This is a genomic window from Flavobacterium sp. ACN2 (assembly GCF_002303885.1).
Lineage (GTDB): Bacteria > Bacteroidota > Bacteroidia > Flavobacteriales > Flavobacteriaceae > Flavobacterium.
Genome location: NZ_MRCM01000004.1, coordinates 310,938 through 336,230 on the forward strand (window position 1 = coordinate 310,938; position 25,293 = coordinate 336,230).

19 protein-coding genes are annotated in these 25,293 nt (G+C 32.8%); 6 read left to right on the forward strand and 13 right to left on the reverse strand.

Features of this window, described 5'->3' with window-relative positions; all coding sequences use genetic code 11:
• Positions 1-129: 129 nt before the first annotated feature.
• The gene (locus BSF41_RS06925; RefSeq protein WP_095928766.1) at positions 130-1,572 is read right to left on the reverse strand and encodes an alpha-amylase; all 1,443 of its coding nucleotides are present in this window, start codon (positions 1,570-1,572) and stop codon (positions 130-132) included.
• A 488-nt stretch (positions 1,573-2,060) separates the two neighbouring features.
• Here BSF41_RS06925 and BSF41_RS06930 point away from each other — a divergent pair, with 488 nt between their 5' ends.
• From BSF41_RS06930 to BSF41_RS06945, 4 genes are all read left to right on the forward strand, one after another.
• A complete protein-coding gene (locus tag BSF41_RS06930; RefSeq protein WP_095928767.1) occupies positions 2,061-3,491 on the forward strand; it encodes a peptidylprolyl isomerase in 1,431 nt (476 codons plus the stop codon).
• A gap of 78 nt (positions 3,492-3,569) precedes the next feature.
• Positions 3,570-4,523, forward strand: a complete 954-nt coding sequence (locus tag BSF41_RS06935; protein ID WP_095928768.1) for a MoxR family ATPase — start codon at positions 3,570-3,572, stop codon at positions 4,521-4,523.
• Between the two features lie 378 nt (positions 4,524-4,901).
• On the forward strand, positions 4,902-7,673 hold the full coding sequence (locus BSF41_RS06940; protein WP_095928769.1) for a bifunctional aconitate hydratase 2/2-methylisocitrate dehydratase: 2,772 nt from the start codon (positions 4,902-4,904) through the stop codon (positions 7,671-7,673).
• A 123-nt stretch (positions 7,674-7,796) separates the two neighbouring features.
• Positions 7,797-10,061, forward strand: coding sequence for an aconitate hydratase (locus tag BSF41_RS06945; protein ID WP_095928817.1), 2,265 nt, complete (start codon positions 7,797-7,799; stop codon positions 10,059-10,061).
• Positions 10,062-10,138: 77 nt separating this feature from the next.
• Here the strand turns inward: BSF41_RS06945 and BSF41_RS06950 are convergent, their stop codons facing one another.
• The 3 genes from BSF41_RS06950 to BSF41_RS06960 form a co-directional block, all read right to left on the reverse strand.
• Positions 10,139-11,539 (reverse strand): carboxypeptidase-like regulatory domain-containing protein, encoded by a 1,401-nt coding sequence (locus tag BSF41_RS06950; RefSeq protein WP_253251772.1) that lies wholly within the window; start codon positions 11,537-11,539, stop codon positions 10,139-10,141.
• A 122-nt stretch (positions 11,540-11,661) separates the two neighbouring features.
• On the reverse strand, positions 11,662-13,044 hold the full coding sequence (locus BSF41_RS06955) for a carboxypeptidase-like regulatory domain-containing protein (RefSeq protein WP_095928771.1): 1,383 nt from the start codon (positions 13,042-13,044) through the stop codon (positions 11,662-11,664).
• Between the two features lie 208 nt (positions 13,045-13,252).
• Entirely contained in the window at positions 13,253-14,632 is a 1,380-nt protein-coding gene (locus tag BSF41_RS06960; RefSeq protein ID WP_253251773.1) for a carboxypeptidase-like regulatory domain-containing protein, read from the reverse strand.
• A 241-nt stretch (positions 14,633-14,873) separates the two neighbouring features.
• Between BSF41_RS06960 and BSF41_RS06965 the strand changes: the two genes are divergently transcribed.
• Entirely contained in the window at positions 14,874-16,034 is a 1,161-nt protein-coding gene (locus tag BSF41_RS06965; RefSeq protein WP_095928772.1) for a peptidoglycan endopeptidase, read from the forward strand.
• Here the strand turns inward: BSF41_RS06965 and BSF41_RS06970 are convergent.
• The 5 genes from BSF41_RS06970 to BSF41_RS06990 all read right to left on the reverse strand — a co-directional run bounded on the left by BSF41_RS06970 (position 16,031) and on the right by BSF41_RS06990 (position 20,311).
• A complete protein-coding gene (locus tag BSF41_RS06970) occupies positions 16,031-16,420 on the reverse strand; it encodes a response regulator (RefSeq protein WP_095928773.1) in 390 nt (129 codons plus the stop codon). The two genes, BSF41_RS06965 and BSF41_RS06970, sit on opposite strands and share 4 nt — an antisense overlap.
• Entirely contained in the window at positions 16,410-17,834 is a 1,425-nt protein-coding gene (locus BSF41_RS06975; protein ID WP_095928774.1) for a HAMP domain-containing sensor histidine kinase, read from the reverse strand. Before BSF41_RS06975 ends, BSF41_RS06970 begins: the two co-directional genes overlap by 11 nt.
• A 416-nt stretch (positions 17,835-18,250) precedes the next feature.
• Entirely contained in the window at positions 18,251-19,009 is a 759-nt protein-coding gene (locus tag BSF41_RS06980) for a methyltransferase domain-containing protein (protein WP_095928775.1), read from the reverse strand.
• 106 nt (positions 19,010-19,115) lie between these two features.
• Positions 19,116-19,514, reverse strand: coding sequence for a DUF5958 family protein (locus BSF41_RS06985; RefSeq protein ID WP_095928776.1), 399 nt, complete (start codon positions 19,512-19,514; stop codon positions 19,116-19,118).
• A gap of 83 nt (positions 19,515-19,597) precedes the next feature.
• Entirely contained in the window at positions 19,598-20,311 is a 714-nt protein-coding gene (locus BSF41_RS06990) for an SDR family NAD(P)-dependent oxidoreductase (RefSeq protein WP_095928777.1), read from the reverse strand.
• A 166-nt stretch (positions 20,312-20,477) separates the two neighbouring features.
• Here BSF41_RS06990 and BSF41_RS06995 point away from each other — a divergent pair, with 166 nt between their 5' ends.
• The gene (locus tag BSF41_RS06995) at positions 20,478-21,887 is read left to right on the forward strand and encodes an APC family permease (RefSeq protein ID WP_095928778.1); all 1,410 of its coding nucleotides are present in this window, start codon (positions 20,478-20,480) and stop codon (positions 21,885-21,887) included.
• A 91-nt stretch (positions 21,888-21,978) separates the two neighbouring features.
• Here the strand turns inward: BSF41_RS06995 and BSF41_RS07000 are convergent, their stop codons facing one another.
• The 4 genes from BSF41_RS07000 to BSF41_RS07015 all read right to left on the reverse strand — a co-directional run bounded on the left by BSF41_RS07000 (position 21,979) and on the right by BSF41_RS07015 (position 25,211).
• A complete protein-coding gene (locus tag BSF41_RS07000; RefSeq protein WP_095928779.1) occupies positions 21,979-22,380 on the reverse strand; it encodes an MFS transporter in 402 nt (133 codons plus the stop codon).
• A gap of 158 nt (positions 22,381-22,538) precedes the next feature.
• Positions 22,539-23,000, reverse strand: a complete 462-nt coding sequence (locus BSF41_RS07005) for a DUF1810 domain-containing protein (RefSeq protein ID WP_095928780.1) — start codon at positions 22,998-23,000, stop codon at positions 22,539-22,541.
• 161 nt (positions 23,001-23,161) lie between these two features.
• Positions 23,162-23,788 carry an alpha-ketoglutarate-dependent dioxygenase AlkB gene (locus BSF41_RS07010; RefSeq protein ID WP_095928781.1) on the reverse strand — a complete coding sequence of 209 codons (627 nt, stop codon included), beginning with the start codon at positions 23,786-23,788 and terminating at the stop codon, positions 23,162-23,164.
• A gap of 40 nt (positions 23,789-23,828) precedes the next feature.
• A complete protein-coding gene (locus BSF41_RS07015; protein ID WP_095928782.1) occupies positions 23,829-25,211 on the reverse strand; it encodes an exonuclease domain-containing protein in 1,383 nt (460 codons plus the stop codon).
• Between the last annotated feature and the right edge of the window lie 82 nt (positions 25,212-25,293).

Below are 25,293 nucleotides of genomic sequence, written 5' to 3' on the forward strand. Positions count from 1 at the left end.
AAAGTACTATTAAATTACGGCTTTTTAAAAATATTCAGTTCCTAAATTTGGTAGTCTTTACTTCTAACGGGATTTTTAAACAAAAAAATAAGGCTGTTTTGCAACAGCCTTAAATAGTCATTTTTAAAATTACTGATTAATTGACCAAATTGAATATCCTTTTGGAGGACATTGTATTTTTACCCATTTGTCTGCCTGAGTAGTTGGGTACCAAGTTGAGTTTCCTGTAAAATCTTTAATTTGAGTATTAGCCCAATTGGTCTGAATCCATCTTTCTTGCCAAACGTCAGAGTTATTAATGTAAACTACCAATCCTGGATTTCCGTTGTATCCATTTCTTCGTGCAACATATTCGTCATTATCAGAATATAAAATAGAAGTTGTTCCTGTTGCTTTGTTGTTGTGGATCCAGATTAGATTGTTTAATTTGTTTTTATCTAGCCATTCTTCATAATCTCTATAAAAAATAGTTGGATAACCTTCGTGAGTTAATATATAGGAGTACGCAAGCATTTTGCTCCAAATTTCATCAGTATCATGATTAGTTACAAAAGTTACCGCTTTGTATGGATTACGTTTCCACATCATATCATCATTCAGCAATGCAAGATTATTTCCATCAAAAGCATCATTCATTTTGTAATAGCAAGCAAAGTCAAAAACAGAACTATTAGCTGCGTTTGCCCAATCATTTAAAACATTTACATTTGAATCCCATAATTCTCCAACAGAAAATCCGCCTACATTGGCATTCCAAGCATTTACAACCCAAGCACCAAAACCTTTTACGTAGTCGAATCTCCAGCCATCAAATTTCATGGTATTTTTATAGTATTTACCAACTCCATCAGCTCTAATCCACAACCAGTCTTTTACATAAGGATCGGCATGGCATAAGTCAGGAAATCCTCCAAACGAGCCTTCATCATTATTGCCATAGCTATTTTTGTAGAAATTAGCATAAGTACGTTTGAATTTTCCAGACGCTATTCCATTAAAATTAGTCCAAGTATTTGTTCCAGTAAAAGGATTCGCTTCCGATTGCCCTCCACTGTTATGGTTAATTACAATATCCGCATAAACCTTAATGTTTTCTGTGTGTGCAGCTGTAATTAAATTGACCAATTCGGTTTTTGATCCGAATCTTGTTTCCGTTGTTCCATTTTGATTATAATCTCCAAAATCAAAATAATCCGTTGGGTCATATCCCATAGAAAAAGCTCCATTTTGCGCTTTTGAAGCAGGCGGAAGCCAAATTGAGCCAATTCCAGCATTTCCCCAAGCCGTTACTTTACTGCTTACTGTATTCCACCAATTTCCTCCAGCGGGAACATCCCAGTAGAAAGCTTGCATCATAACACCTCCGCCAGGATTATCAACATATTTTCCTGTTGTAGAATTGCTTGAAACCCCTGTGCTGAAAGGTTTACCATCGTGATGCGTAACATCAATGATTTTAAATTTTTGACTTTCAGCTTTTGCGTCCGATGCGTTGATTTCATTTTCAGAACACGAATACAGAAGTGCGCTAAATGCCGTAATAAGGCATAATTTTAAAATAGGTTTTTTCATAATAGATGTGGTTAAGTTAAATAGTGAGCTTTATAATTGTTTAATTATAAGGTTTAAAAACGCAGATATTGCTATTTTTTTACCTTGTAAATTATTAATTACGCATCTAAAGTAAAGTTTTTTTGATTTAATTTTAATTTGCAATAAAATAGAGGTTAACGAAAACGTTGTAGTGTTGAGAACTTTTTTTTATGGTGCTTATAATTAGGTATTTATTTGATGTTTAAAACTAAATTTAAGAAGCAATTAGAAACTGTCTTTCATTGAATTAGAAAAATTGGAAGAAATGATTTCGTACGTTGAAAGAGAACTATCCTATAATTTTTTGTTAATACTATATCGGATAGTTGGATTATGTAATTGAATTGTTATTTTTGTTCGTTATAAGTTACGAAAGAACTATACTTTAATTATTTATGTTTGATGAACATACATAGTTTCAGAGGGATTATCTAAAACAGGCTTACATTCAAATAAAAATTAAAATAATGCTATTAAAAAAATTACAGCTAAAAACAATTGATTACAAGTTTGCACTAACAATTTGTTTTTTTCTTTTTTTTACTCCAATTATCTCAGCGCAAGAAATTATTCCTGATGTTGTGGCCCAAAAACCAATTGAAGTTCCTTCTGGTGGGAAATTGAAAATCGACGGAATTATTGCGACAGTAGGAGATTATATCGTTTTAGATTCTGATATCGATAAAGGATTTTTAGAAATTACTGCGCAAGGCGGATCTGTAAAAGATATTACAAGATGCCAGATGCTTGGTAAACTTTTAGAAGATAAATTATATGCTCACCAAGCAATTCAGGATAGTATTATCGTAAGTGATGCGGAGGTAAGAGGAATGATGGAAGATCGTCTTAATTACATGACGCAACAGGTAGGAGATATCAATAAAGTTGTTGAATACTATAAAAAAAGCTCGGTAGAAGAGTTTAAAACTTATTTTGCTGATATCTTAAAGGAGCAAAAATTAGCATCAGAAATGAGAGATAAAATCGTTAAAGATGTTGAAATCACTCCAGAAGAAGTTCGTAATTTCTTTAAGAAAATCCCAAAAGATGAATTGCCAACTTTTGGAGCTGAAATGGAAGTAGCGCAGATTGTTGTGGAGCCTAAAATTTCTAAAGAAGACAAGCAAAAAGTTATCGATAGATTAAATGCAATTCGACAAGACGTTCTAGAAGGTTCTAGTTTTGCAACAAAAGCAGTGTTGTATTCTCAAGATCCAGGATCTGCACCAAACGGTGGCTATTATAAAATGACAAGAAAAACTCCTTTTGTCAAAGAATTTAAAGATGTTGCATTTAGTTTGCAAGCGGGTGAGATCTCTCAACCATTTGAAACTACTTTTGGATACCATATTATTATGGTAGAAAAAATCAAAGGGCAAGAGGTAGAGCTTCGTCATATTTTGATTGCTCCAACTGTTTCTGAAGCAGCTTTAAAAGAAGCAAAAGAAAGAATTACAAATATTAGAAATAAAATCATCAATAAAGAGCTGACTTTTGCTGACGCGGCAAGAACAGAATCTGATGAAAAGGAAACTAGAGCAAACGGAGGAACATTGGTAAATCCAACCACACAAGATACTCGATTTGAGTTGACAAAAATGGATCCGACTTTATACAGTCAGGTTTCAAATTTGAAAGGAGATGAAATTTCTCAACCACTTTTAAATACTGATGATAAAGGTAAAAAAACATATAAGTTAATTACAGTTACCAACAGAATTGAAGATCATACTGCAGATTATGCTAAAGATTATACTAAGATCAAAGAATTAGCATTAAAAGAAAAGCAGATTAATGCCATTGCAAAATGGTTTGATGCTAAAATTAAAGACACTTACATCAAAATTATCGGCGAGTATAAAGACTGTTCTTTTGCAAACAATTGGTTGAAAAAATAAGTTTTAATAAATAAATAAAAAGAGTTAGTTTTATGAATTCATAGAATTAACTCTTTTTAATTTTAAATACATTCATAAATGTCTGACGTAACAGCAATTCACAATTTAGTTCAAAAAAGAAATGAATTAAAAAAAGAAATAGCGAAAATCATTGTAGGGCAAGACGCCGTTGTAGATCAAATTTTACTGTGTATATTTTCTGGAGGACACGCACTTTTAATTGGAGTTCCTGGTTTAGCAAAAACCTTAATGATTAATACTTTGTCTCAGGCTTTAGGTCTGGATTTTAAAAGAATTCAGTTTACGCCAGATTTGATGCCTTCTGATATTTTAGGAAGCGAAATTTTAGATGAAAATAGGAATTTCAAATTCATTAAAGGGCCCATTTTTTCTAATATTATTTTGGCCGATGAGATAAACAGAACGCCGCCAAAAACACAAGCAGCTTTGCTGGAAGCAATGCAAGAAAGATCGGTGACAATTGCAGGACAACATCATAAATTAGATTTGCCATATTTTGTTTTAGCGACTCAAAACCCTATTGAACAAGAAGGAACTTATCCTTTGCCAGAAGCGCAATTAGACCGTTTTATGTTTGCTATTAAATTGGAATATCCAACTTTTGAAGAAGAAGTTCAAGTTGTAAAAAGAACAACTTCTGATGTTAAAACAGAAATTAATCCGTTATTTACAGCTCAGGAAATTATCGATTTTCAGCACCTAATTCGTAGAATTCCTGTTGCAGATAATGTTATAGAATATGCGGTAACTCTAGTAAGCAAAACTCGTCCAGATAATAGTTTAACTAACGATTTTGTGAAAAACTATTTAGATTGGGGAGCAGGGCCAAGAGCTTCGCAAAACTTAATTCTAGCAGCAAAAGCCCATGCGGCTTTTAATGGGAAATTCTCACCAGATATTGAGGATGTTCAAGCTGTTGCGACCGGTATCTTGAGACACAGAATTATTAAAAACTATAAAGCTGATGCTGAAGGTATAACAGAAGAAGTTATTATTAAAAAATTAATGTAAAATTTAAAATTTACATTAATAGAATCCTGATAATTTATTATCAGGATTTTTTGTTTTTAGCAAGTCAAAAACTCTTCTCAAAAGACGTTTAAAATCTCAACTATAACGTTATAATTGCTTATTTAGAAAGATTCTTCTTGAAAATAGGGGTAAAAACTTACTTGTTTTCTAACATCAAATTTCGACTTTGTTAAAGAAAAGATCTTTAAATGTTAATAATTCATTATTTTGATGTAAAATTGAGTTTTTGTCAAAAACAAGCAGTGAAAATCGTTTTTTAGCAATAATAATTTTTGAAAAGGCTTGTTCTATTAAATTTTTTTTAATTATCGTCTTTAATGCTTAAATTTGCCTCAAAAAAATAAATCCGCTTTTATTATGAATATTTATCAGGATTACATTCAAGAAATTGAAGAAAGAAAAAATCAAGGGTTACACCCTAAACCAATCGATGGAGCTGACTTATTAAGCGAAATCATTGCTCAAATTAAAGATGTTGATAACGCAAATCGCAAAGACTCTCTTAAGTTTTTTATTTACAATACTTTACCTGGTACTACAAGTGCCGCAGGTGAAAAAGCAAAGTTTTTAAAAGAAATTATTTTAGGTGAATCTTTAGTAAAAGAGATTACACCTGCTTTTGCTTTTGAATTATTATCACACATGAAGGGTGGACCTTCAATTGAAGTGTTATTAGATCTAGCTTTAGGAAATGATACTGCAATTGCTCAACAAGCAGCAGACGTTCTTAAAACTCAAGTTTTCCTTTATGATGCAGATACTGACCGTTTAAGAGAAGCGTTCAAAAATGATAATGCATTCGCTAAAGAAATTATCGAAAGTTATGCAAAAGCTGAATTCTTCACTAAACTTCCAGAAATAGCTGAAGAAATCAAAGTTGTTACATATATTGCTGGTGAAGGGGATATCTCTACAGATTTACTTTCTCCAGGAAACCAAGCTCACTCTCGTTCAGACCGTGAACTTCATGGTAAATGTATGATTACGCCTGAAGCACAAAAGGAAATTCAGGCATTACAAGCAAAACACCCAGATGCAAGCGTAATGCTAATTGCTGAAAAAGGTACAATGGGAGTTGGTTCTTCTAGAATGTCAGGTGTAAACAACGTGGCACTTTGGACAGGAAAACAAGCAAGTGAATATGTTCCATTTGTAAATATTGCTCCAATTGTTGGGGGTACAAACGGTATTTCTCCAATTTTCCTTACTACAGTTGACGTAACTGGTGGTATTGGAATTGACCTTAAAAACTGGGTTAAAAAATTAGATGCAGACGGAAAACCAGTATTGAACGAAAATAATGAACCAATTCTTGAGCAAACATATTCTGTTGCTACAGGAACTGTTCTTACTATTAATACTCAAACTAAAAAATTATACAACGGAGATCAAGAATTAATTGATATTTCTAGATCATTTACTCCTCAGAAAAAAGAGTTCATTAGAGCTGGAGGATCGTACGCAATTGTATTTGGTAAAAAACTTCAAACTTTTGCTGCTAAATTATTGGATATCGAAGCTCCTGCAGTATTTGCTCCATCTAAAGAAATTTCTAACGAAGGACAAGGTTTAACTGCAGTTGAAAAAATCTTCAACAAAAATGCTGTAGGTATTGCTCCAGGAAAAGTTTTACACGCCGGATCTGATGTTCGTGTAGAAGTAAACATCGTAGGTTCTCAAGATACTACAGGTCTTATGACGGCTCAAGAATTAGAGTCTATGGCTGCTACAGTTATTTCTCCAATTGTTGACGGTGCTTACCAATCTGGTTGTCATACTGCATCAGTTTGGGATAAAAAAGCTCAGGCTAACATTCCTAAATTAATGAAGTTTATGAACAATTTTGGTTTGATCACGGCTCGTGACCCAAAAGGTGTTTATCATTCAATGACAGACGTAATCCACAAAGTGCTTAATGATATTACTATCGACGAATGGGCAATCATTATCGGTGGTGACTCTCACACGAGAATGTCTAAAGGTGTTGCTTTTGGTGCTGACTCAGGAACTGTTGCTCTTGCATTGGCTACGGGAGAGGCTTCTATGCCAATTCCAGAATCTGTAAAAGTAACTTTCAAAGGAGACATGAAAGGTTATATGGATTTCCGTGATGTGGTTCACGCTACACAAGCTCAAATGCTTAAGCAATTCAACGGTGAGAACGTATTCCAAGGAAGAATCATTGAGGTTCACATCGGAACTCTTACTGCCGACCAAGCGTTTACATTTACAGACTGGACTGCAGAGATGAAAGCAAAAGCTTCTATCTGTATTTCAGAAGACGATACTTTGATCGAATCATTGGATATTGCTAAAGGCAGAATCCAGATCATGATTGATAAAGGAATGGATAACGATAGACAAGTTCTTCAAGGTTTAATCAACAAAGCAGATAAGAGAATCACTGAAATTAAATCTGGCGAAAAACCAGCTTTAACTCCAGATGCCAATGCTAAATATTATGCTGAAGTTGTAGTTGATTTGGATCTAATTGCAGAGCCAATGATTGCTGACCCAGATGTTAATAATAAAGACGTTTCTAAACGTTATACTCACGATACTATCAGACCATTATCTTTCTATGGTGGAGAGAAAAAAGTAGATCTTGGATTTATTGGTTCTTGTATGGTTCACAAAGGAGATATGAAAATCCTTGCTCAGATGTTGAAAAACGTTGAAGCACAAACAGGAAAAGTTGAATTTAACGCTCCTCTTGTAGTTGCTCCTCCTACTTACAACATCGTTGATGAGTTAAAAGCTGAAGGTGACTGGGAAGTTTTACAAAAATACTCTGGTTTCGAATTTGACGATAACGCTCCTAAAGGTGCAGCTCGTACAGAATACGAAAACATGTTATACTTAGAGCGTCCAGGATGTAACCTTTGTATGGGTAACCAAGAAAAAGCAGCTAAAGGAGATACAGTAATGGCGACATCTACTCGTTTATTCCAAGGAAGAGTTGTAGAAGATAAAGAAGGTAAAAAAGGAGAATCGTTGCTTTCTTCTACTCCAGTTGTGGTTCTTTCTACAATCTTAGGTAGAACTCCAACAATGGAAGAATATACTGCAGCGGTAGATGGTATTAACTTAACTAAGTTCGCACCTTCTAACAAACAATTAGTTATGTAATCGAAAGATTATTTAATAATATATTGAAAGCCCGAGTCGTAAAACTCGGGCTTTTTTAGTAATAATTGTTCTATTTTTTGTAACTTGTCATGTTCAAAAAAGAATAATAAAAACAAAAAATCTATGGCTTTTGATATCGAAATGATTAAAAAAGTGTACGAAAACATGCCAGGTCGCGTTGATAAAGCGCGCGAGATTGTTGGTCGTCCGCTTACTTTAACAGAGAAAATTTTATACAATCACCTTTGGGATGGAAATCCTACTAAGGCGTTTGGAAGAGGAATTGATTACGTTGATTTTGCACCCGATCGCGTAGCTTGTCAAGATGCAACTGCACAAATGGCATTATTACAATTTATGCATGCTGGTAAATCTAAAGTGGCAGTTCCAACAACGGTTCATTGTGATCACTTAATTCAGGCAAAAGTAGATGCTGTAACCGATTTGGCAAGAGCAAAAACACAGAGTAATGAAGTTTTCGACTTCTTATCTTCTGTTTCTAATAAATACGGAATTGGTTTCTGGAAGCCAGGAGCTGGAATTATTCACCAAGTTGTACTTGAAAATTATGCATTTCCAGGCGGAATGATGATTGGTACCGATTCTCATACTGTAAATGCAGGTGGTTTAGGAATGGTCGCAATTGGTGTTGGTGGAGCAGATGCAGTGGATGTTATGTCTGGTATGGCTTGGGAACTTAAATTCCCTAAATTAATTGGAGTTAAATTAACCGGTAAATTATCGGGATGGACGGCTCCAAAAGATGTTATTCTTAAAGTTGCAGGTATTCTTACTGTAAAAGGTGGTACTGGAGCTATTGTAGAATATTTTGGAGAAGGTGCAACAGCTATGTCTTGTACAGGTAAAGGAACAATTTGTAATATGGGAGCCGAGATTGGAGCTACAACTTCAACTTTTGGTTATGATGATTCAATGAGCCGTTACTTACGTTCGACAAATAGAGCAGAAGTGGCTGGTGCTGCAGATAAAATTGCTTCTTATTTAACAGGAGATCCAGAGGTATATGCAGATCCAGAAAAATATTTTGATCAAGTTATCGAAATAAACTTATCTACATTAGAACCGCATTTAAATGGTCCTTTTACTCCGGATTTAGCTACTCCAATTTCTAAAATGAAAGAAGAAGCGGTTAAAAATAATTGGCCATTACAAATTCAAGTTGGTCTAATAGGTTCTTGTACAAACTCTTCTTATGAAGATATTTCTCGTGCAGCTTCATTGGCAAGACAAGTTGCTGATAAAAATTTAAAAACAAAATCACAGTTTACAATCACTCCAGGTTCTGAAGTAGTTCGTTCTACAATCGAAAGAGATGGATTTATTGATACTTTCCATAAAATTGGGGCAACAGTTTTTGCAAATGCCTGCGGACCATGTATTGGTATGTGGGATAGAGAAGGAGCAGAAAAAGAAGAAAGAAATACCATTGTGCACTCTTTCAATCGTAACTTCTCAAAACGTGCAGATGGTAATCCAAATACTTTGGCCTTTGTAGGATCGCCAGAATTGGTAACGGCTTTAGCTATTGCAGGTGATTTAAGTTTTAATCCATTGACAGATAAATTAATCAACGAAGATGGAGAAGAAGTAATGCTTGACGAGCCAACAGGAGACGAACTTCCTGCTAAAGGCTTCTATGCTGAAGATCCAGGTTTTCAAGCTCCGGCGGAAGATGGTTCAAGTGTTCAAGTAGTGGTTAATCCAGCTTCAGAGCGTTTACAATTATTAGCTCCATTTGATGCTTGGGATGGTAAAAATATTACTGGTGCTAAATTGTTAATTAAAGCATTCGGAAAATGTACTACAGACCACATTTCTATGGCTGGACCTTGGTTGCGTTTCCGTGGGCACTTAGATAATATTTCAAACAATATGCTGATCGGAGCTGTGAATGCTTATAATCAAAAAACAAATTCGGTTAAAAACCAATTGACTGGCGAATATGATGCTGTTCCTGCTGTAGCTCGTTCATACAAAGCGGCTGGAGTTCCATCTATCGTAGTCGGAGATCATAACTACGGAGAAGGTTCTTCTCGTGAGCATGCGGCTATGGAACCACGTTTCCTAGGAGTTAAAGCGGTATTGGTTAAATCTTTCGCTCGTATTCACGAAACAAACCTTAAAAAACAAGGTCTGTTAGGATTGACATTTGCAAACGAAGCAGATTACGATAAAATCCAAGAAGATGACACTATTAACTTCTTAGATTTAACAGAATTTGCTCCGGGCAAACCATTAACATTAGAATTTGTTCATGCAGATGGTACAAAAGATATTATCTTGGCAAACCATACTTACAACGCAGGCCAAATTGGCTGGTTTGTTGCAGGTTCTGCATTAAATTTAATTGCAGCTGGAAAAGCTTAATATTTTAAATTTAATATAATATAAAAGCCCTGTGAAAACAGGGCTTTTGTTTTTTTATAAGCAACATGTTGATGCGATTAGTTTTTGTTTGCTAAGCTATCTTGTGATAGAACTCTAATTCGGTAAGGTCTTGTGGTTTCAAATTCATCTATAGAAATGCTGTATGTTTTTGATGAAGGAGATGCGTAGTAATTGCTAAAATCGTATCCTCCAATAATATATAATTTGTCATTAATAAAGTGCATTGCAGCACATTTTAGCTCAAGATTAATATAAAATTCTTTAATTAGTTTTGATTTTGTATTGTAAACAAACAGTTTTCCGTCTTCAAACATATAAATAGTGCCTTCATTGTATGTAACTGCAGGATTTTCGAGTCGGCAAAGTAAAGTTGCTTCCTTTTTCCAGCTTTCATTTTTTAAATCGAAACTCTGAATCTCAGAAAAACTTCTATTGTTGGTATTGCCAATTGTGAAAATTTTGTCCTCAATCAAAACTCCGCTTACTTCTTGGGCTACAGGCATTTTTGTTAACTCATACCATAGGCCAGAAGTTAGATTGAACATATGTACTTTATCTGTAAAAGCTTTTAAACCATTTTCGGTTGATCTTATTGAACCTCCCATAACAATAATGTTGTCCTTGTAGGTGAAAGAAGCAAAGTTTACGGCTTTATGTGGATTTGTTTTGTCAATTGCAATTTGATTTGTGTTAAGGTTAAAAACTTCAATTTCATTATCTAGAAATTCATGTTTTTTATTGCCTAGCGGCCCTCTTTTTCCGCCTAAAACATAAAGCGTGTTATTATGAAAAATTATATTATGGTAAGCTCGTTTTTTTAATTTCTGATTTGATTTCTTCCATACATCTGTTTTTGGATCATAAGTAAAGAGGTCTCCCTTGTAAAAAATTTTACCTTGATCGCCTCCAATTTCTTGCAGGTATCTATTTGCAAAATTAGGATCGCTAAATCTAGTAGGGTCTCCACCTATGTTTTTTGATTTAATTGAGGTTAAAACATTCCATTGATCACTATTGTCGCCTCCAATAACATAAATTTTGCCATTTGCTACTACAGAGCCAAAAGAATAAATACCATACTCCAAAGGTGATAGTTTGGTGAAGTCAAGTTTCGATTTTAATTTAGACCATCTATTATCAGTTATAGTTACATTTTTTAAAGTTTCAATATCTTCTTTAAGAGGGATAACATAATTTGACTTTTTTAAATCTGTAAGCGCAATTTTTGTTGTGATATACCCGATATGAGAAACTTGAAGAGTGTCATTTGGGTTTATTTTATTATTCAATACAAACACTCCTTTTCCATTGGTTAAAGTTCCAATTTTAGAACTTAATGCATAGATGTTGGCATCCTCTATTGGAAAACTAGTCGTTTGAGATTTAACGATTCCACTTATTGTTTGCGCATTTGTCATAAACGGCAATAAGATGAAGATGTAAAACAGTTTTTTCAAAGTAAATAAGTTTTATCTTGGGTTGAATTCTTTAAAATTATACAAGGACTAAAATTTAATTTATGAATTGCAATAGAACAGGCTTTTAGCTAAAAATGTAGTTTTGCCTTTTTCATTAGAGCCTAGTTTCTATGAGCTATATTATTTTGTGATGAATCTCTAACAAGGTTGGGTTTTGTGTTTTCGAATTCATCAATAGAAATAGTATAGACTTCTTTAGAAGGAGTAAAGGTGTAATTAGTATCTGTAAATCCTCCAATAATATACAATTTGTCATTTAAAAAATGCATTGAGGCGGCATCTAGTTCAAGCGAGATTAGGTACTCTTTTACTTGTTTTGAGTTTATATTGTAAACTAATAATTTTCCATTTTCAAACAGGTAAATAGTGTTATTATTTGAAGTAATTCCTGGATTTTCTAGACGCGAAGATAAGGCAGTTTCATTTTTCCAGCTTTCGTTTGTTAAGTCAAAGCTTTGAATTACAGAAGGATTTTTGCTGTCTTTATTGCCAACTATAAAGATTTTATCGTTAATTAAAACTCCTTTCACTTCTTTTGCTTCAGGCATTTTTGCTAGTTCATACCATAATCCAGAAGTAATGTTGTACATATGGACTTGATCGGTAAAGGTTTTTTTATTTTTTTCATTGGATTTAATTGAACCTCCCATCACAATAATATTGTCTTTGTAAACAAAAGAGGCAAAATCTGCAGCTTTATGAGGATTGGTTTTGTCAATTGTAATGGTGTTTTTACTTATATCAAAAACTTCAATTTCATTATCTAGATACTCAATCTTTTTATTGGTAGAAAAATTTTTTCCTCCTAAAACATATAGTGTATTGTTGTAAAAGTTAGCGTTGTGATAAGCTCTTTTTTTGAATTTAACATTAGACTTATGCCAAATATCTGTTTTTGTGTCATAAACGAATAAATTCTGTTTATAAAAACTTTTGCTTCCTTGGTTTTTGAGTTCATCCATGTATTTTTGTAAAAATCTAGGATCGCTACTGTCAATGTTTTTTGATTTTATAGCTAGCATGGCATTTGAATCTTCGCTAGCATCACCTCCAACAACATAAATTTTGCCATTTGCTACCACAGAGCCAAAAGAATAAATGCCGTACTCTAAAGGTGACAGTTTGGTGAAGTTAAGTTTCGATTTTAATTTAGACCACCTATTATCAGTTACAGTTACATTTTTTAAAGTTTCAACATCTTCTTCAAGAGAGATAACATAATTTGACTTTTTTAAATCTGTAATCGCAATTTTTGTTGTGATATATCCGATATGAGAAACCAGAAGAGTGTCATTTGGATTTATTTTATTATTCAATGAAAATTCTCCTTTTCCATTGGTTAAAGTTCCAATTTGAGTGCGCAATAAATAGATATTGGTATCTTCTATCGGTAAGTTTGTCGCTTGAGATTTAACAATTCCGCTTACTGTTTGCGCATTTGTAATAAAAGGCAGTAAAACGATAATATACAGTAGTTTTTTCACGGTAAATAAGTTTTGTCTTGGATTAAATTCTTTAAAAAGTCTCTTAAAACTGAGGATTATAGTGGCTTATTTGAAGTAAATTTAGTATTAATTTTTTTGAGTTCCAATGAAATAAAATAGACTTTCAGTTAAAAATCAAAGTTTATTCTATTTTTAAAATAAGACATAAAAAAATGCCCTGTTTTTTGCAGAGCATTTTTATCATGAGTTAGTTTCTTTGAGCAACATTATTTTGAGACAAAATTCTAATGCGGTTTGGTGCGGTAGTGTCAAATTCGTCAATAGAAATACTGTACACTTTTGATGAAGGAATCTTCATGAACGAACCAAATGAATAGCCTCCAAGAATATACAATTTGTTATTTATAAAATGCATCGTGGCATCTCTTAATTGAAGATCGACAAAGTATTCTTTAATCTGTTTTGATTTTGTATTGTAGATTGAAAGCTTCCCATCTTCAAAAAGGTAAATATCATCAACATTGTAAGCAATTGCTGGATTTTCTAAATGAGAAATTAAAGTTGCTTCATTTTTCCAAGTTTCATTTGTTAAATCAAAACTCTGAATCTCAGATAAGCTTTTGTTGTCATTATTTCCAACGGTAAAAATTTTATCTCCAATCAAAACTCCTTTTACTTCTTTGGCAACCGGCATTTTTTCTAGCTCATACCATAATCCAGAAGTGATGTTGTACATGTGCACTTTGTCTGTAAAAGTTTTTTCTCCTTTTTCGGTCTTTTTTGTAGAGCCGCCCATAACAATAATATTGTCTTTATAGACAAAAGAAGCAAAGTCTGCAGCCATATGAGGATTGGTTTTGTCAATGGTAATCGAGTTTTTATTAATGTCAAAAACTTCAATTTCGTTTTCTAAATATTCAAATCTTTGGTTTGTAGACATTCTTTTACCTCCTAAAACATAAAGTGTATTGTTGTAGCAATTTACGTTATGATAAGCTCTTCTCTTGAATTTTGTATTTGATTTCTCCCATACATCTGTTTTAGGATCGTAAATAAGCAAGTCTTCCCTGTAAAATTTTTTGGCTACTTGCATTTGAAGTAATTGTAGATATTTTTTTTGGAAGTTAGGATCGTTGTCATAGCTTATGCTTCTTTCCTTTAAAATCTTTAGTACATTCTCTTCTTCGCTGATATCACCGCCTACAATATAAATCTTGCCATTTACAACTGTCGAACCAAAAGAATAAAGAACATTATCTAAAGATTTAAGCTTAGTAAAGTCAAGTTGAGATTTTAATTTCGTTTGACGATTTGTGATTTCTACATTGTTAAGAGTTTCAATGTCTTCTTTAAGCACTATGATAAAATTTGACTTTTTAAAATCGGCAATTGCAATTTTTGCTGTTAGGTAGCCAATATGTGATACCTGGAGTGTATCGCTTGCTTTTGCTTTGCTTAATGAAAACTCTCCAATGTCGTTGGTTATGGTTCCTGTTTGAGCTCGTAATGCATATATGTTTGCATCTTCGATTGGTAAATTAGTAGTTTCAGATTTAACAATTCCGCTTATTGTTTGCGCATTTGCAATAAAAGGCAGTAAAATGACAATGTAGAGTAGTTTTTTCACAATATTAGGTTTTTGTTGGGTTAGAAAATTTTTAAAAATGCAACTTCTTATAAAAAACTGCGTTTCAAAAAGTTGGCTCAATTTTTATGCCGAGGCTGTTAATTTGAGGTAAAATAATTGTTAAAAATACCGATTTTTTTACTTTAAAAAGTTAAATTCGCTTTTTAGGCAATATATTTGTTTTTTTTGAGTTGAAATAAATGTATAATTTAAAAAAGTGTAAAAACTTTAATAAGAGAGTATGATTTATCGGTTAATAATAGTGTTGTTTTTTTTCAGTGTTGGAGCTTTTGCGCAGGATAATTTCATTAAGCACAAGATCTCAAAAGGAGAAAACCTTTCTGTTATTGCTAAAAAATATGGAGTGAAAGTGAAAGATATTGCAGATGCAAATCCGAATGCTCCTAAGATATTAAAACTAAACTCAACACTTTTAATTCCAAATAAAAATAAAAGTACTGCAAAGACAAAGTCAAAAAATGAAGAAATTGCAGTAAACGATACTCCTCTTAATGCTTCTGGAACTCACGAAGTAGCCTCAAAAGAAACACTTTGGGGAATTTCTAAAAAATATAATGTTTCTGTTGATGATCTTAAGAAAGAAAATCCATCTCTGGAAACCGAAGGCTTAAAAATAGGGCAGCAAATAAATATTCCTTCCAATAACGTAGCGTCGAATATTAGTTCGTCAAGTGAAACTCCAATTACTTCAGAAGTGGTTTCAACAGATGTTGAGCTTATAAGAGAAGTTAAGCCTAAAGAAACAAAATACGGAATTTCTAAGGAATATGGTATTACAGTTGCAGAATTAGAACGTCAGAATCCATCAATTAAAGGAAAAGTTCCTGTTGGGTATCTATTGAAGATTCGCGTTCCGAAAGAAAAAGCAGATGCAATCCAGTCTGCAAAAGCGTTACAAGACAATAATTCGCAAATAGATACTTCTTCTGTTCAAATAGCAGGAACTGCTCCCGAAATAAAAAAAGATTCAACTGTTTTAAGGACAGGAGATTATTCTGGATTAATTGATCAGATAATAGCAAGTGCAACTGAAAATATAGGGATCAGGTATAGATCGGGCGGAACAACAAAAGCAGGTTTCGACTGTTCAGGATTAATGTTCTGTACTTTTGGAAATTTTGATATTAAACTGCCGAGAAGTTCAATAGAACAATCTCGAATAGGAACAAAAGTAGCGTCGGAGGAGGCTCAAAAAGGCGATTTAATTTTCTTTAGAACCAACGGCAGACGTCATATAAATCATGTAGGTATGGTTGTTGAAAATGTTGATGGTGAGATTAAATTTGTACATTCATCAACTCATGGTGGTGTTATGATTTCTTCTACAAAAGAACCCTATTATACAAGAGCTTTTTCTCAAGTAAATCGCGTTCTGAATTAAACTTCTAGAAAAGCATTTTTCAATATTTCTAATCTAAAAGGTTTGGTCCAAAAGTCGGACACATATTTGTTTTCTTTTACTTTTTTAATTTCATCAATATCTAAAGTCGAAGAAAGCACGAAAATTTCGGTTCTTTCTTTTAAATCTTCTGGTAATCTGTCAAATTCTTCCAAAAATTCAAAACCATTCATAATAGGCATCTGAATGTCTAAAAGAATAATCAAAGGGTTTTGTGGCTGATGCTTTAGTATCCAATTAATTCCTTCTCGTCCGTTATTAGCTATGTAGATAGGATTAATGTCGAGCCCTTTTTTAAGTAATTTTTTAGTGACAAATTGATCAATCAAATTGTCTTCTATAATTATAAATTGAGATCTATACGGCATATGAACTTGGTATTGTTACTATAAATTTACTTCCAACACTGCTTTCTGAAAATACAGAAATATCTCCTTTAATATTTTCAACAGCTTCTTTTACAATATAGAGGCCTAATCCTGAACCTTTATTTTTGTTTGTTCCAAAATACATGTCAAAAATATTGGCTTTATGATCGTCATGAATTCCAATTCCGTTATCTGTTACTTCAATTTTATTTAAGCCTTCGCTAAAATAGGTTCTTATTGTAATAAACATTTCTTGTTTGCTGCAATCTGCATACTTTATAGCATTAGAGAGTAGGTTATTGATGATTATTTTTAAACGAAGACCGTCACTTTCAATCTGATCTACTAAAAGTTCTTGCGTGAATTTAATTCTGTTTGCATTTTCAATATGCATTAATTGAAGGATGGCTTCATTGCACAACTCTTTTAGGCTTACGGGTTCCAGGATTATTTCTTTTCTTTTGTTTTTAGAATAATCAATAATGTCACTAATAAATTGATCCTGTCTTTCAAGACTTTGGTGCATCATTTCTAAATAATTTCGAACCTGTTGTGCATCGTCCTCCAATGCTGTTATTTCGATAAGACCTTTTAAAGAAGTAATTGGAGATCTCAAGTCGTGAGAGGCGCTGTAAACAAATCGGTCCAATTCGCGATTTACAATAATCAGATTTTCATTTTTCACTTCCGTTTCTTTCTTCGAAATCAGTAGTCTTTTGACCATTATCGAGTAATAAAGGCAAACGCTGCAGATTATAACCAGAATGAAAAAGATGTTTGTAATAATCAATAAGTCCTTTATTTTTCGGGTTCCTTCACCAAGGGTATTAGAAAAATTGCGTTGGTTAATGGTTAATTGGTCACTTATTGAGCTAATTTGCTTTAAGTGTTTTTTCTGATCTGTTGAGGTTAAAATATTATGTTCGATTTTTGCATTAATCTGCTGGCCAATAACAAATAAATCAAAGATTAATTTATCTCCTTCTCCCCATTCTTTTATGGCTTTAGATAAAAAGCTGACATTTTTAAAATTTTCGAATAGCCAGATAAGATCATCTAGATCATCTTCGTGATTTCGACCAATTAAAAATCCCTTTCTAGCAACTTTATTGTCTCCAGCTTTCAAAAGTGTGATTCTTGCAATACCATCTCCTTGTGGCACCTTTAATTCTTCAAGAAACAATTTCCATTGTGTATGGTTTTTGGTGAATAAATAGGTAATTAAATGTCTTGATGCATCTTTTTGTCCTTTCGAATAATGAGATTCCCCGTTTACATAAGCTCTATTGGCAGATAAGATTTTAATTGTAAAAAAATTGATGCAGATTAGCAATGCACACGAAATAAAAATGATTAAAATAAGGATGAAAACATTTGGGAAACGAAAGTTTTTTAAAGCTTGCAGTTTAGACATAATTTTAAAATTAGTAGGTTAATGAAAAAGTGCCTTTTGCGTTTTTTGTCAGTATGAATAAATAATTATTTGGGGAAATTAATCTATATTAAACATTAAACACTTGTTAAGGTATTTCGCTCTTTGTAAATGCTTTTATAATGATTATCTCAAATATAGTAAAATTTATCTTATGGTTTTAAGAAAAAAAATAGATACGGAGCAAAAATATTTCCATTCTAAATAATTTTGTTTAAGTATTTGGTAGTTAATTTGTTGTGCTTTTTTGAGGGCTTTTTTATTGGAATATTGTTGAAAAAAAGCAACTTTTGATTTCAATTTTGAAGTGAAAAAGGAATTTATGAGGCATTAAAATAAACAAAAACAAGAATTGTTTTTGTTTAAAGATTAAAGGCTGGATTCAGTGAATCGTCTCTTTAAAATTTAGCGTAAATAATCAATCGTCTAAATGCATAGATTGAAGGAACTGAAGGAAAATAAGCATCTATTCTTTTCTTAAACTCTGTTGTTAAAGCAGTAAATTCCTGATCATTCAATCTTTCTTGATATACAGTTAAGGCAGAACCCGAAATGAACTCAAAAAAGTCATCTTTTTTAGTAGAAATAATTGGATAAACTTTCTCATACAGAACCAAATCGGTACCGCCATTTTCGAAAACGATTTTAGCATATTCATCTAAAGTCAATACTGGTGAAGGACGTGTCCAATTTTTAAGATACGATGCAAAGGGCTCTTCCTGCACCAATTGAAAAAGTATTTTATTGAGGATATTTTCATTTTGCTGCGGCATCTGAACAGCCAGCTGTCCGCCTGAATTAATGCGCGATATAATTTTTGGGAAAAGCTCGTAATGATTATCAATCCATTGTAATGCGGCGTTTGAAAAAATCAAATCCCATTTGGTTTCGTCAGCAATCTGTTCTAAAATGGTTTTGTCTTTAAACTCAAGATTTTCTTGTGTTGGAGCTTTTGCCAACATTTCAGCAGAATTATCAATACCCAAAACAAATGGATTGGTAAGTTTTTGATATAATTTTTGGGTAAGTTCACCCGTTCCGCACCCGAGGTCTATAACTTTCAGATTGGGTTTGTCAATAATATGACTTGTAAGATCATGAAAAGGTTTAGAACGTTCTTCTTTAAATTCGTTGTATTTTTTTGGATCCCAAGTCATGATGCTGTTTTTATTTAAAATTAAGGAAAATTTCTAACGCTTCAAAAACAGGGAAAAAAGATTGTTCTGTTGTTTTTCAATTTAAAATTGAAAAACTCATTTAAAGTTATTCTAATTCATGCCAAAAATGACCACAGCCGTTTTTGCATTCTGTATTTCTTCTTTCTGTATCTGTAATTTTAAAAATCCAAAGTAAGGTAGTTACCGTTTTTTCATTCTCATTTTCAGGAAGTGAAGCTAATTTATTAAATGCAATCTTCGTTGGGAAAGTTTTTAAAATTACAATTGGTGTATAAGTTGGTTTTAATGGAATTGTGTCAATTGCAGTCTGATAAGCTTCTGAATTATAATGGGTTTTGTTTGGGATTGAATTAAAAATATAATTCTGTAATGTCGTAAAAAGTTCTTTAAAATTATTTTTCTCTTCAAGTAATAACTGCAAACCAAGATCAAAATCTAATTTGTCTTGGGCGATTTTATTAATTAATATTTTTTGCTGATTCATTAGTCAAATGTAAGCTGCTTAAAAAAATGCTTAGCTGTAAAACTTCGTTTTGTAATAAATCTGTTTGAGCTGTTTAATATATCTTAATCAATATGGTCTAAATTTAATTTATTACTATTCATAAATGCGATTGACATTGGGTCAGGAAATATATTAAATTTATCCAAGTTAATATCATTGCAAATGTTTTTGACTAATTCTTTAGGAGAAATTTTATCATATTCTACATCGTCAGACATTTTTGAATCAACATATCCTGGATATATTCCAAAAACTTTGATGTTGTATTGAGCCAAATCTTCTCTTATTGCTTGTGTAAAAATATGTGTTGCAGTTTTTGAGGCACAATATGTTGATAGTCTTTTAATAATGTATAGACTCGCGATTGATAAAATATTAATTATTGCAGCATTTGAATTTGATTTTAGAGCAGGCAGTAATTCATTAGTTAGATTTACCACACCAACATAATTTATATTCATTTCTAATTGAGCATATTGGTGAGCCTTTAAGTTTAAAAAATCAGATTTTAATTCTATTCCCGCATTGTTAATTAAAATATTAATATCCTTATGAAGGGCGCAAAAAGCTTTAATTTGTTCCGTGTTTGTGACATCTAAAATAAATGGAAATAGTATATCTGAATTATAAGATGCTAAAAGTGAAAGCTTTTCCATGTTAAGTCCAGTTATATATATTTTGCTTACATTTTGAACTAACAATTCGTCTATAAAAGCTTTGCCGATATCACCATCAGCTCCAGTTATAAGAATTATGGCTTTATTAAATAAGTTCATGATATTTAAAATTTAAAATAATGAGTAAAAATACTACAAAAATATGATTTAAATATCTTGTTTTAAATATTTGTTAGTATAAAGCATTGACGATTTTGAAAGTTGAAATCTAAAATTTAAAATTTCAGAAAAAAGTATATCTTTAACCAACCATAAACCAATAGAAATGCAAGAAAACGACCAAGAACATTTTAAAAGAGAACTCGGATTATTAGACGGAACTATGCTTGTAGTTGGTTCTATGATAGGATCTGGGATATTTATTGTTAGTGCCGATATCGCCAGACAAGTAGGATCTGCGGGATGGCTTACATTGATCTGGCTTTTGTCCGGATTTATTACTGTTGTCGCAGCAGTTAGTTACGGCGAATTGAGTGCGATGTTCCCAAAAGCAGGAGGACAATATGTGTACCTGAAAGAAGCCTACAACAAGCTGATCGCCTTTTTATACGGCTGGAGTTTTTTTGCGGTTATTCAAACTGGAACCATAGCGGCAGTCGGAGTGGCTTTTTCAAAATTTGCAGCTTATTTGTATGAGCCGTTAAGTGATGAAAATATTCTTTACGAATTAGGCGCTTTTAAACTAAATGCAGCGCAGCTAGTTTCGATTTTAACCATTATCATTCTGACTTTTATTAATAGTCGTGGAGTGAAAAACGGAAAAATTCTACAAACCGTTTTAACCATAATTAAAATTTTATCGCTTCTTGGTTTAGTCATTTTTGGATTAACGCTTGCTGCGAAAGCTTCTGTTTGGGATGCAAATTGGGCAGACGGATGGAGCACAAGAACATTTGACAAAGAAAGCGGTTCATGGCTTCCAATTAGCGGAACGGCTTTAATTTCTGGAATATCTGCAGCAATGGTTGGATCATTGTTTTCTAGCGATGCGTGGAACGGTGTGACTTTTATCGCTGGTGAAATTAAAAATCCGAAACGAAATGTTGGGCTTAGCTTGTTTCTAGGAACTTTTATTGTTACTTCTCTTTATGTTGTGACAAATCTGATGTATTTGGCTGTAATTCCGTTTGACGAAATTGCAACAGCAAAGTTTGATCGTGTTGCAGTTGTGGCTTCAGACTATATTTTTGGAAATATCGGAGCTTTGATTATCGCAATTATGATCATGATTTCGACTTTTGCCTGCAACAACGGATTAATTATGGCTGGCGCAAGAGTATATTATACAATGGCAAAAGATGGTTTGTTTTTCAAAAAAGCAGCTGTTTTAAATAGTTCGAGTGTTCCTGCTTGGGCACTTTGGGCGCAATGTGTTTGGGCTTCGGCTTTATGTCTAACAGGGAAATATGGCGATTTATTAGATTTCGTAATTATCATTGTACTGATTTTTTACATTTTGACTATTTACGGAATTTTTATTCTAAGAAAAAAAATGCCAGATGTAGAAAGACCTTATAAAGCTTTTGGATATCCGTTTTTGCCAATGGTATATATTATTGTAGCATCAGCAATTTGCGTTTCGTTATTAATTACAAAATTTTCAACCTGTGGCTGGGGAGTATTAATTATGTTAACCGGAATTCCAGTTTACTATTTAACAAAGCCAAGCGAATAATATTTTCTATTTGAAGTTGAAAAACTATCTAAATAAAAAAGCATCTTGATCTATTTCAAGATGCTTTTTTATTTAAGGTATGCGCGGTTTACTAATTGGATAAATCGTTATTAATTTTTTCTTCTGTTGGTCTTAGAAAAAGAAGATAAATAATGAGAAGAATTCCGAATAGTATAAAATCGGGTTTAAGAAATAAAATAATAAAAGCAGCACCTTCCAAAACTGCCCATCGCATAATTGAAGCTGTTTGGTAGATAGGCAATTTATCTTCAAGTTTTAGCTTTGGGTCAATCTGTTTTAATTGCGCTTTAAATAATATACTACTCAAAACAAAGGCTAGAACAGGAATTGCAAGATATATTATGGAAGCAGAATCAACATTAGGAACTTGTAGTGTTTCTAGCGAAATATCGCCCACAATAAAATAAGCGATAATGGTTCCTGCGCAAATGCCAAGATGGATAATTTGTAAAGCTTTGATTTTTTCGGTCATAATTTGGTTTAGATTTGAGGTTGATCATGCAATTTAAGATTAATTCTTTTTAAATCAATGATTTATGTTTGGGTTTTACTAAACTGCTAAGTTTGCAAACAAAAAAAAGACACTATAAATAGTGTCTTTTAAATGTAAATAATCGTCGAAAACTCTAGTTATATGGTAACTGGTTCATCAACAGATTTTATAGTTGAATTAATAATAGACAAAGTAAGCGGATCGGTTTCTCCAGAGAAGAAAGCGTCCAAAATTTCCTGAAATATCGGATTTGCATTTTCAACCAAAGAAAACAAAGTCATGCATGAACGCAATTTTCGAGCATCTAAATCTCCCAAAATTCCATCAGCCGATTTCATTTTAAAGGTCAAAAGCAACTCTGAAATTTCAATTAAATGTTTTCCCAAAATTGGATGCTCCAAATAATCTGTAGCTTCTTTTAAATCATTAATGGCATAAAGATTTGCAGTATCGCTTTTTCCTAAGCCTTTTATTTGCGGGAAAATGAACCACATCCAGTGTGTTTCTTTTTTCCCTTTACTGATTTCAGAAAGAGCGGTAAGATAAAGTTTGTTCTGTGCGTCTAAGAAACGCGCTAAATCATTGTTCGAATAAGCCATTACGGTATTGTATTTTAAAAAAGGTTGCAAAAATAGTAAAAAAGATAGGTTTTGCCTAGTAAAAGGTTCATATAGTGCATGTTTTAACTTTTTAAAGAAGGAATATCTTACGTTGTTTTAAGTAAAAATTACTTCTTTTTAAAGATTCAATGCTATAAAAATCAAAGATTTCGATTGGTTCTTCTAAAGGTAAGATTGATCCTTGGCAAAACATCACGAGCCGTTTTTGGAACTTGATGTTGCCAAAAACTATTAGTAGTTCCAGCCATCAACAAAAAGGACCCATGATGTAGCGGAATCTCAATTGGCGGGATTTCTTTTCTGAATTTATGGCGAAGTTTAAACATTCTCGTTTCTCCAAAAGTAACGGAAGCAATAATAGGATTTGGTCCAGTATTATGTTCTTTGTCGCTATGCCAACCTACGCCATCATTTCCGTCTCGGTATAAATTCAATAATACGGTATTAAAATCAAGTTGTGTTTCTTTTTCTACACGGCCTCTAATTTTTAACAATTCATAAGTCCAATCTGGTCCGTTTGGATCTGCGCCAGGATTATCTTTATCTTCATACCAAGAAATCATTCGCGGAACGGTATAAGTTTTATCGTAAATTTCCATTTCGTACTCTCTCCATTTGGTTTTGCGAAGTATTCTTTCGTAAAAAGCATCAGATTCTTCTTTGGTAAAAAAGTTATCGATTAAAATTAATTCAGAATCTGGAATGTCAAATATTTTTTTTCCTTCCAAACCTGTGGTAAATAATTCGGTGTCGCTAAATAGTGTCATAATTCAGATTTTAGTTTTACAGCTCTATTTTTTTATTGGTTTAGGAAATGAAAAGTTGTTTGTTAAAGAATATTTTTCTCGGATGTTTTTCTGCGTAAGCAAAAATTAACTGTTCAATATATTGATTGCTTTTATAAGGGGTAACATAATTTTTTACTTCATCAGAATCGTTGATGGCAACATCTCTCGGAATGTAGCCCATTCCATGAAAATGACCATTTTCGATCCAAATACAGCTTCTTTCGTCTCTAGAACGTCCTTTGTCTATAATGGCAAAACTTGGTCTGTTATTCAATAAAAATTCAATAGCATTGTCAACTTGTTCGTTATGAAATGAAACGTCTGGCAAATCTCTTGTATCATTATTTTGGAAAAATTCGCCTTCTTCTGGTCTTGTATATTTGCAAAAACGATGATCGATTTCAAAATACTCGGCTAGAGTTCGCAATAAATTAATGCCATCGTATTGGCTATTAAACTCATGAATACAAGTCTGAAATTTACTCAATTTACCAACTGCCAAATATTTATAGCCGTTTCGAGCTTCGTATTGATAAATGCCAAATTTGGCTTCAAAACGTTTTAAGGCTCTATTATAAGTGGGCCAAAGTTTTTTGATTTCGGTGCATTCTAAAAGAAGCGCCATGAGTTCGGTAGCGCAGACTTCAAAAGAAATTCCGTGAATATCTCTTAAAAAATGCTGTCTTTGCGGTTTGATATTGTTTCCTGTAAAATGAGAAGTGACACGCTTTTTTAAGTTGATTGCTTTTCCAACATAAATCACTTTTTTTGCCTGATTATAAAAATAATAGACTCCTGGTTTGTCAGGTAAATTATTAAAATCTTCTTGTGGTAAATTGGGTGGCAAGCGCTGATCTTGCGCTGTTTTCTTGATCATTTGATCAATTTCTCCAGCATCGTCCCACTCCAATAAAAGCGAAAATAAAAGAGCAGTAGCATCGGCATCTCCGCCGGCACGGTGTCTATTTTCTAAAGATATATTTAAAGAATTGCACAGATTTCCTAAGCTATAAGAACCCAATCCAGGTTTGATTTTTCGAGCTGCACGAACTGTACAAAGCTTTTTTGCCGACCATTTAAAACCCGCTTGCTCCAGTTGATGATGAACGAATGAATAATCAAAGTTCACGTTGTGGGCAACAAAAATACGATCAGTAAGCATTTCCAAAACTTTCTCTGAAATATCATCAAAAATGGGCGCATTGGCTACCATTTCGTTGTTAATTCCTGTCAATCCAAAAATAGAAGGAGGTATGTCCTGTTCAGGATTTACAAGTGTTTCATAACGATCCAATACATTTGTACCGTCATGAATAATAATGGCAATTTCTGTAATACGGCTTCCACTGGCATTTCCGCCTGTGGTTTCAATATCGACTATGGCATATTCTTGCTTCTTCATTTGTGTATAACGTAAGTTTTTCTTTAGTTATTTTTTGAGTTTGTCGGTCTCAGTTTTCAGTCTCAATGTTCAATACTCTGAA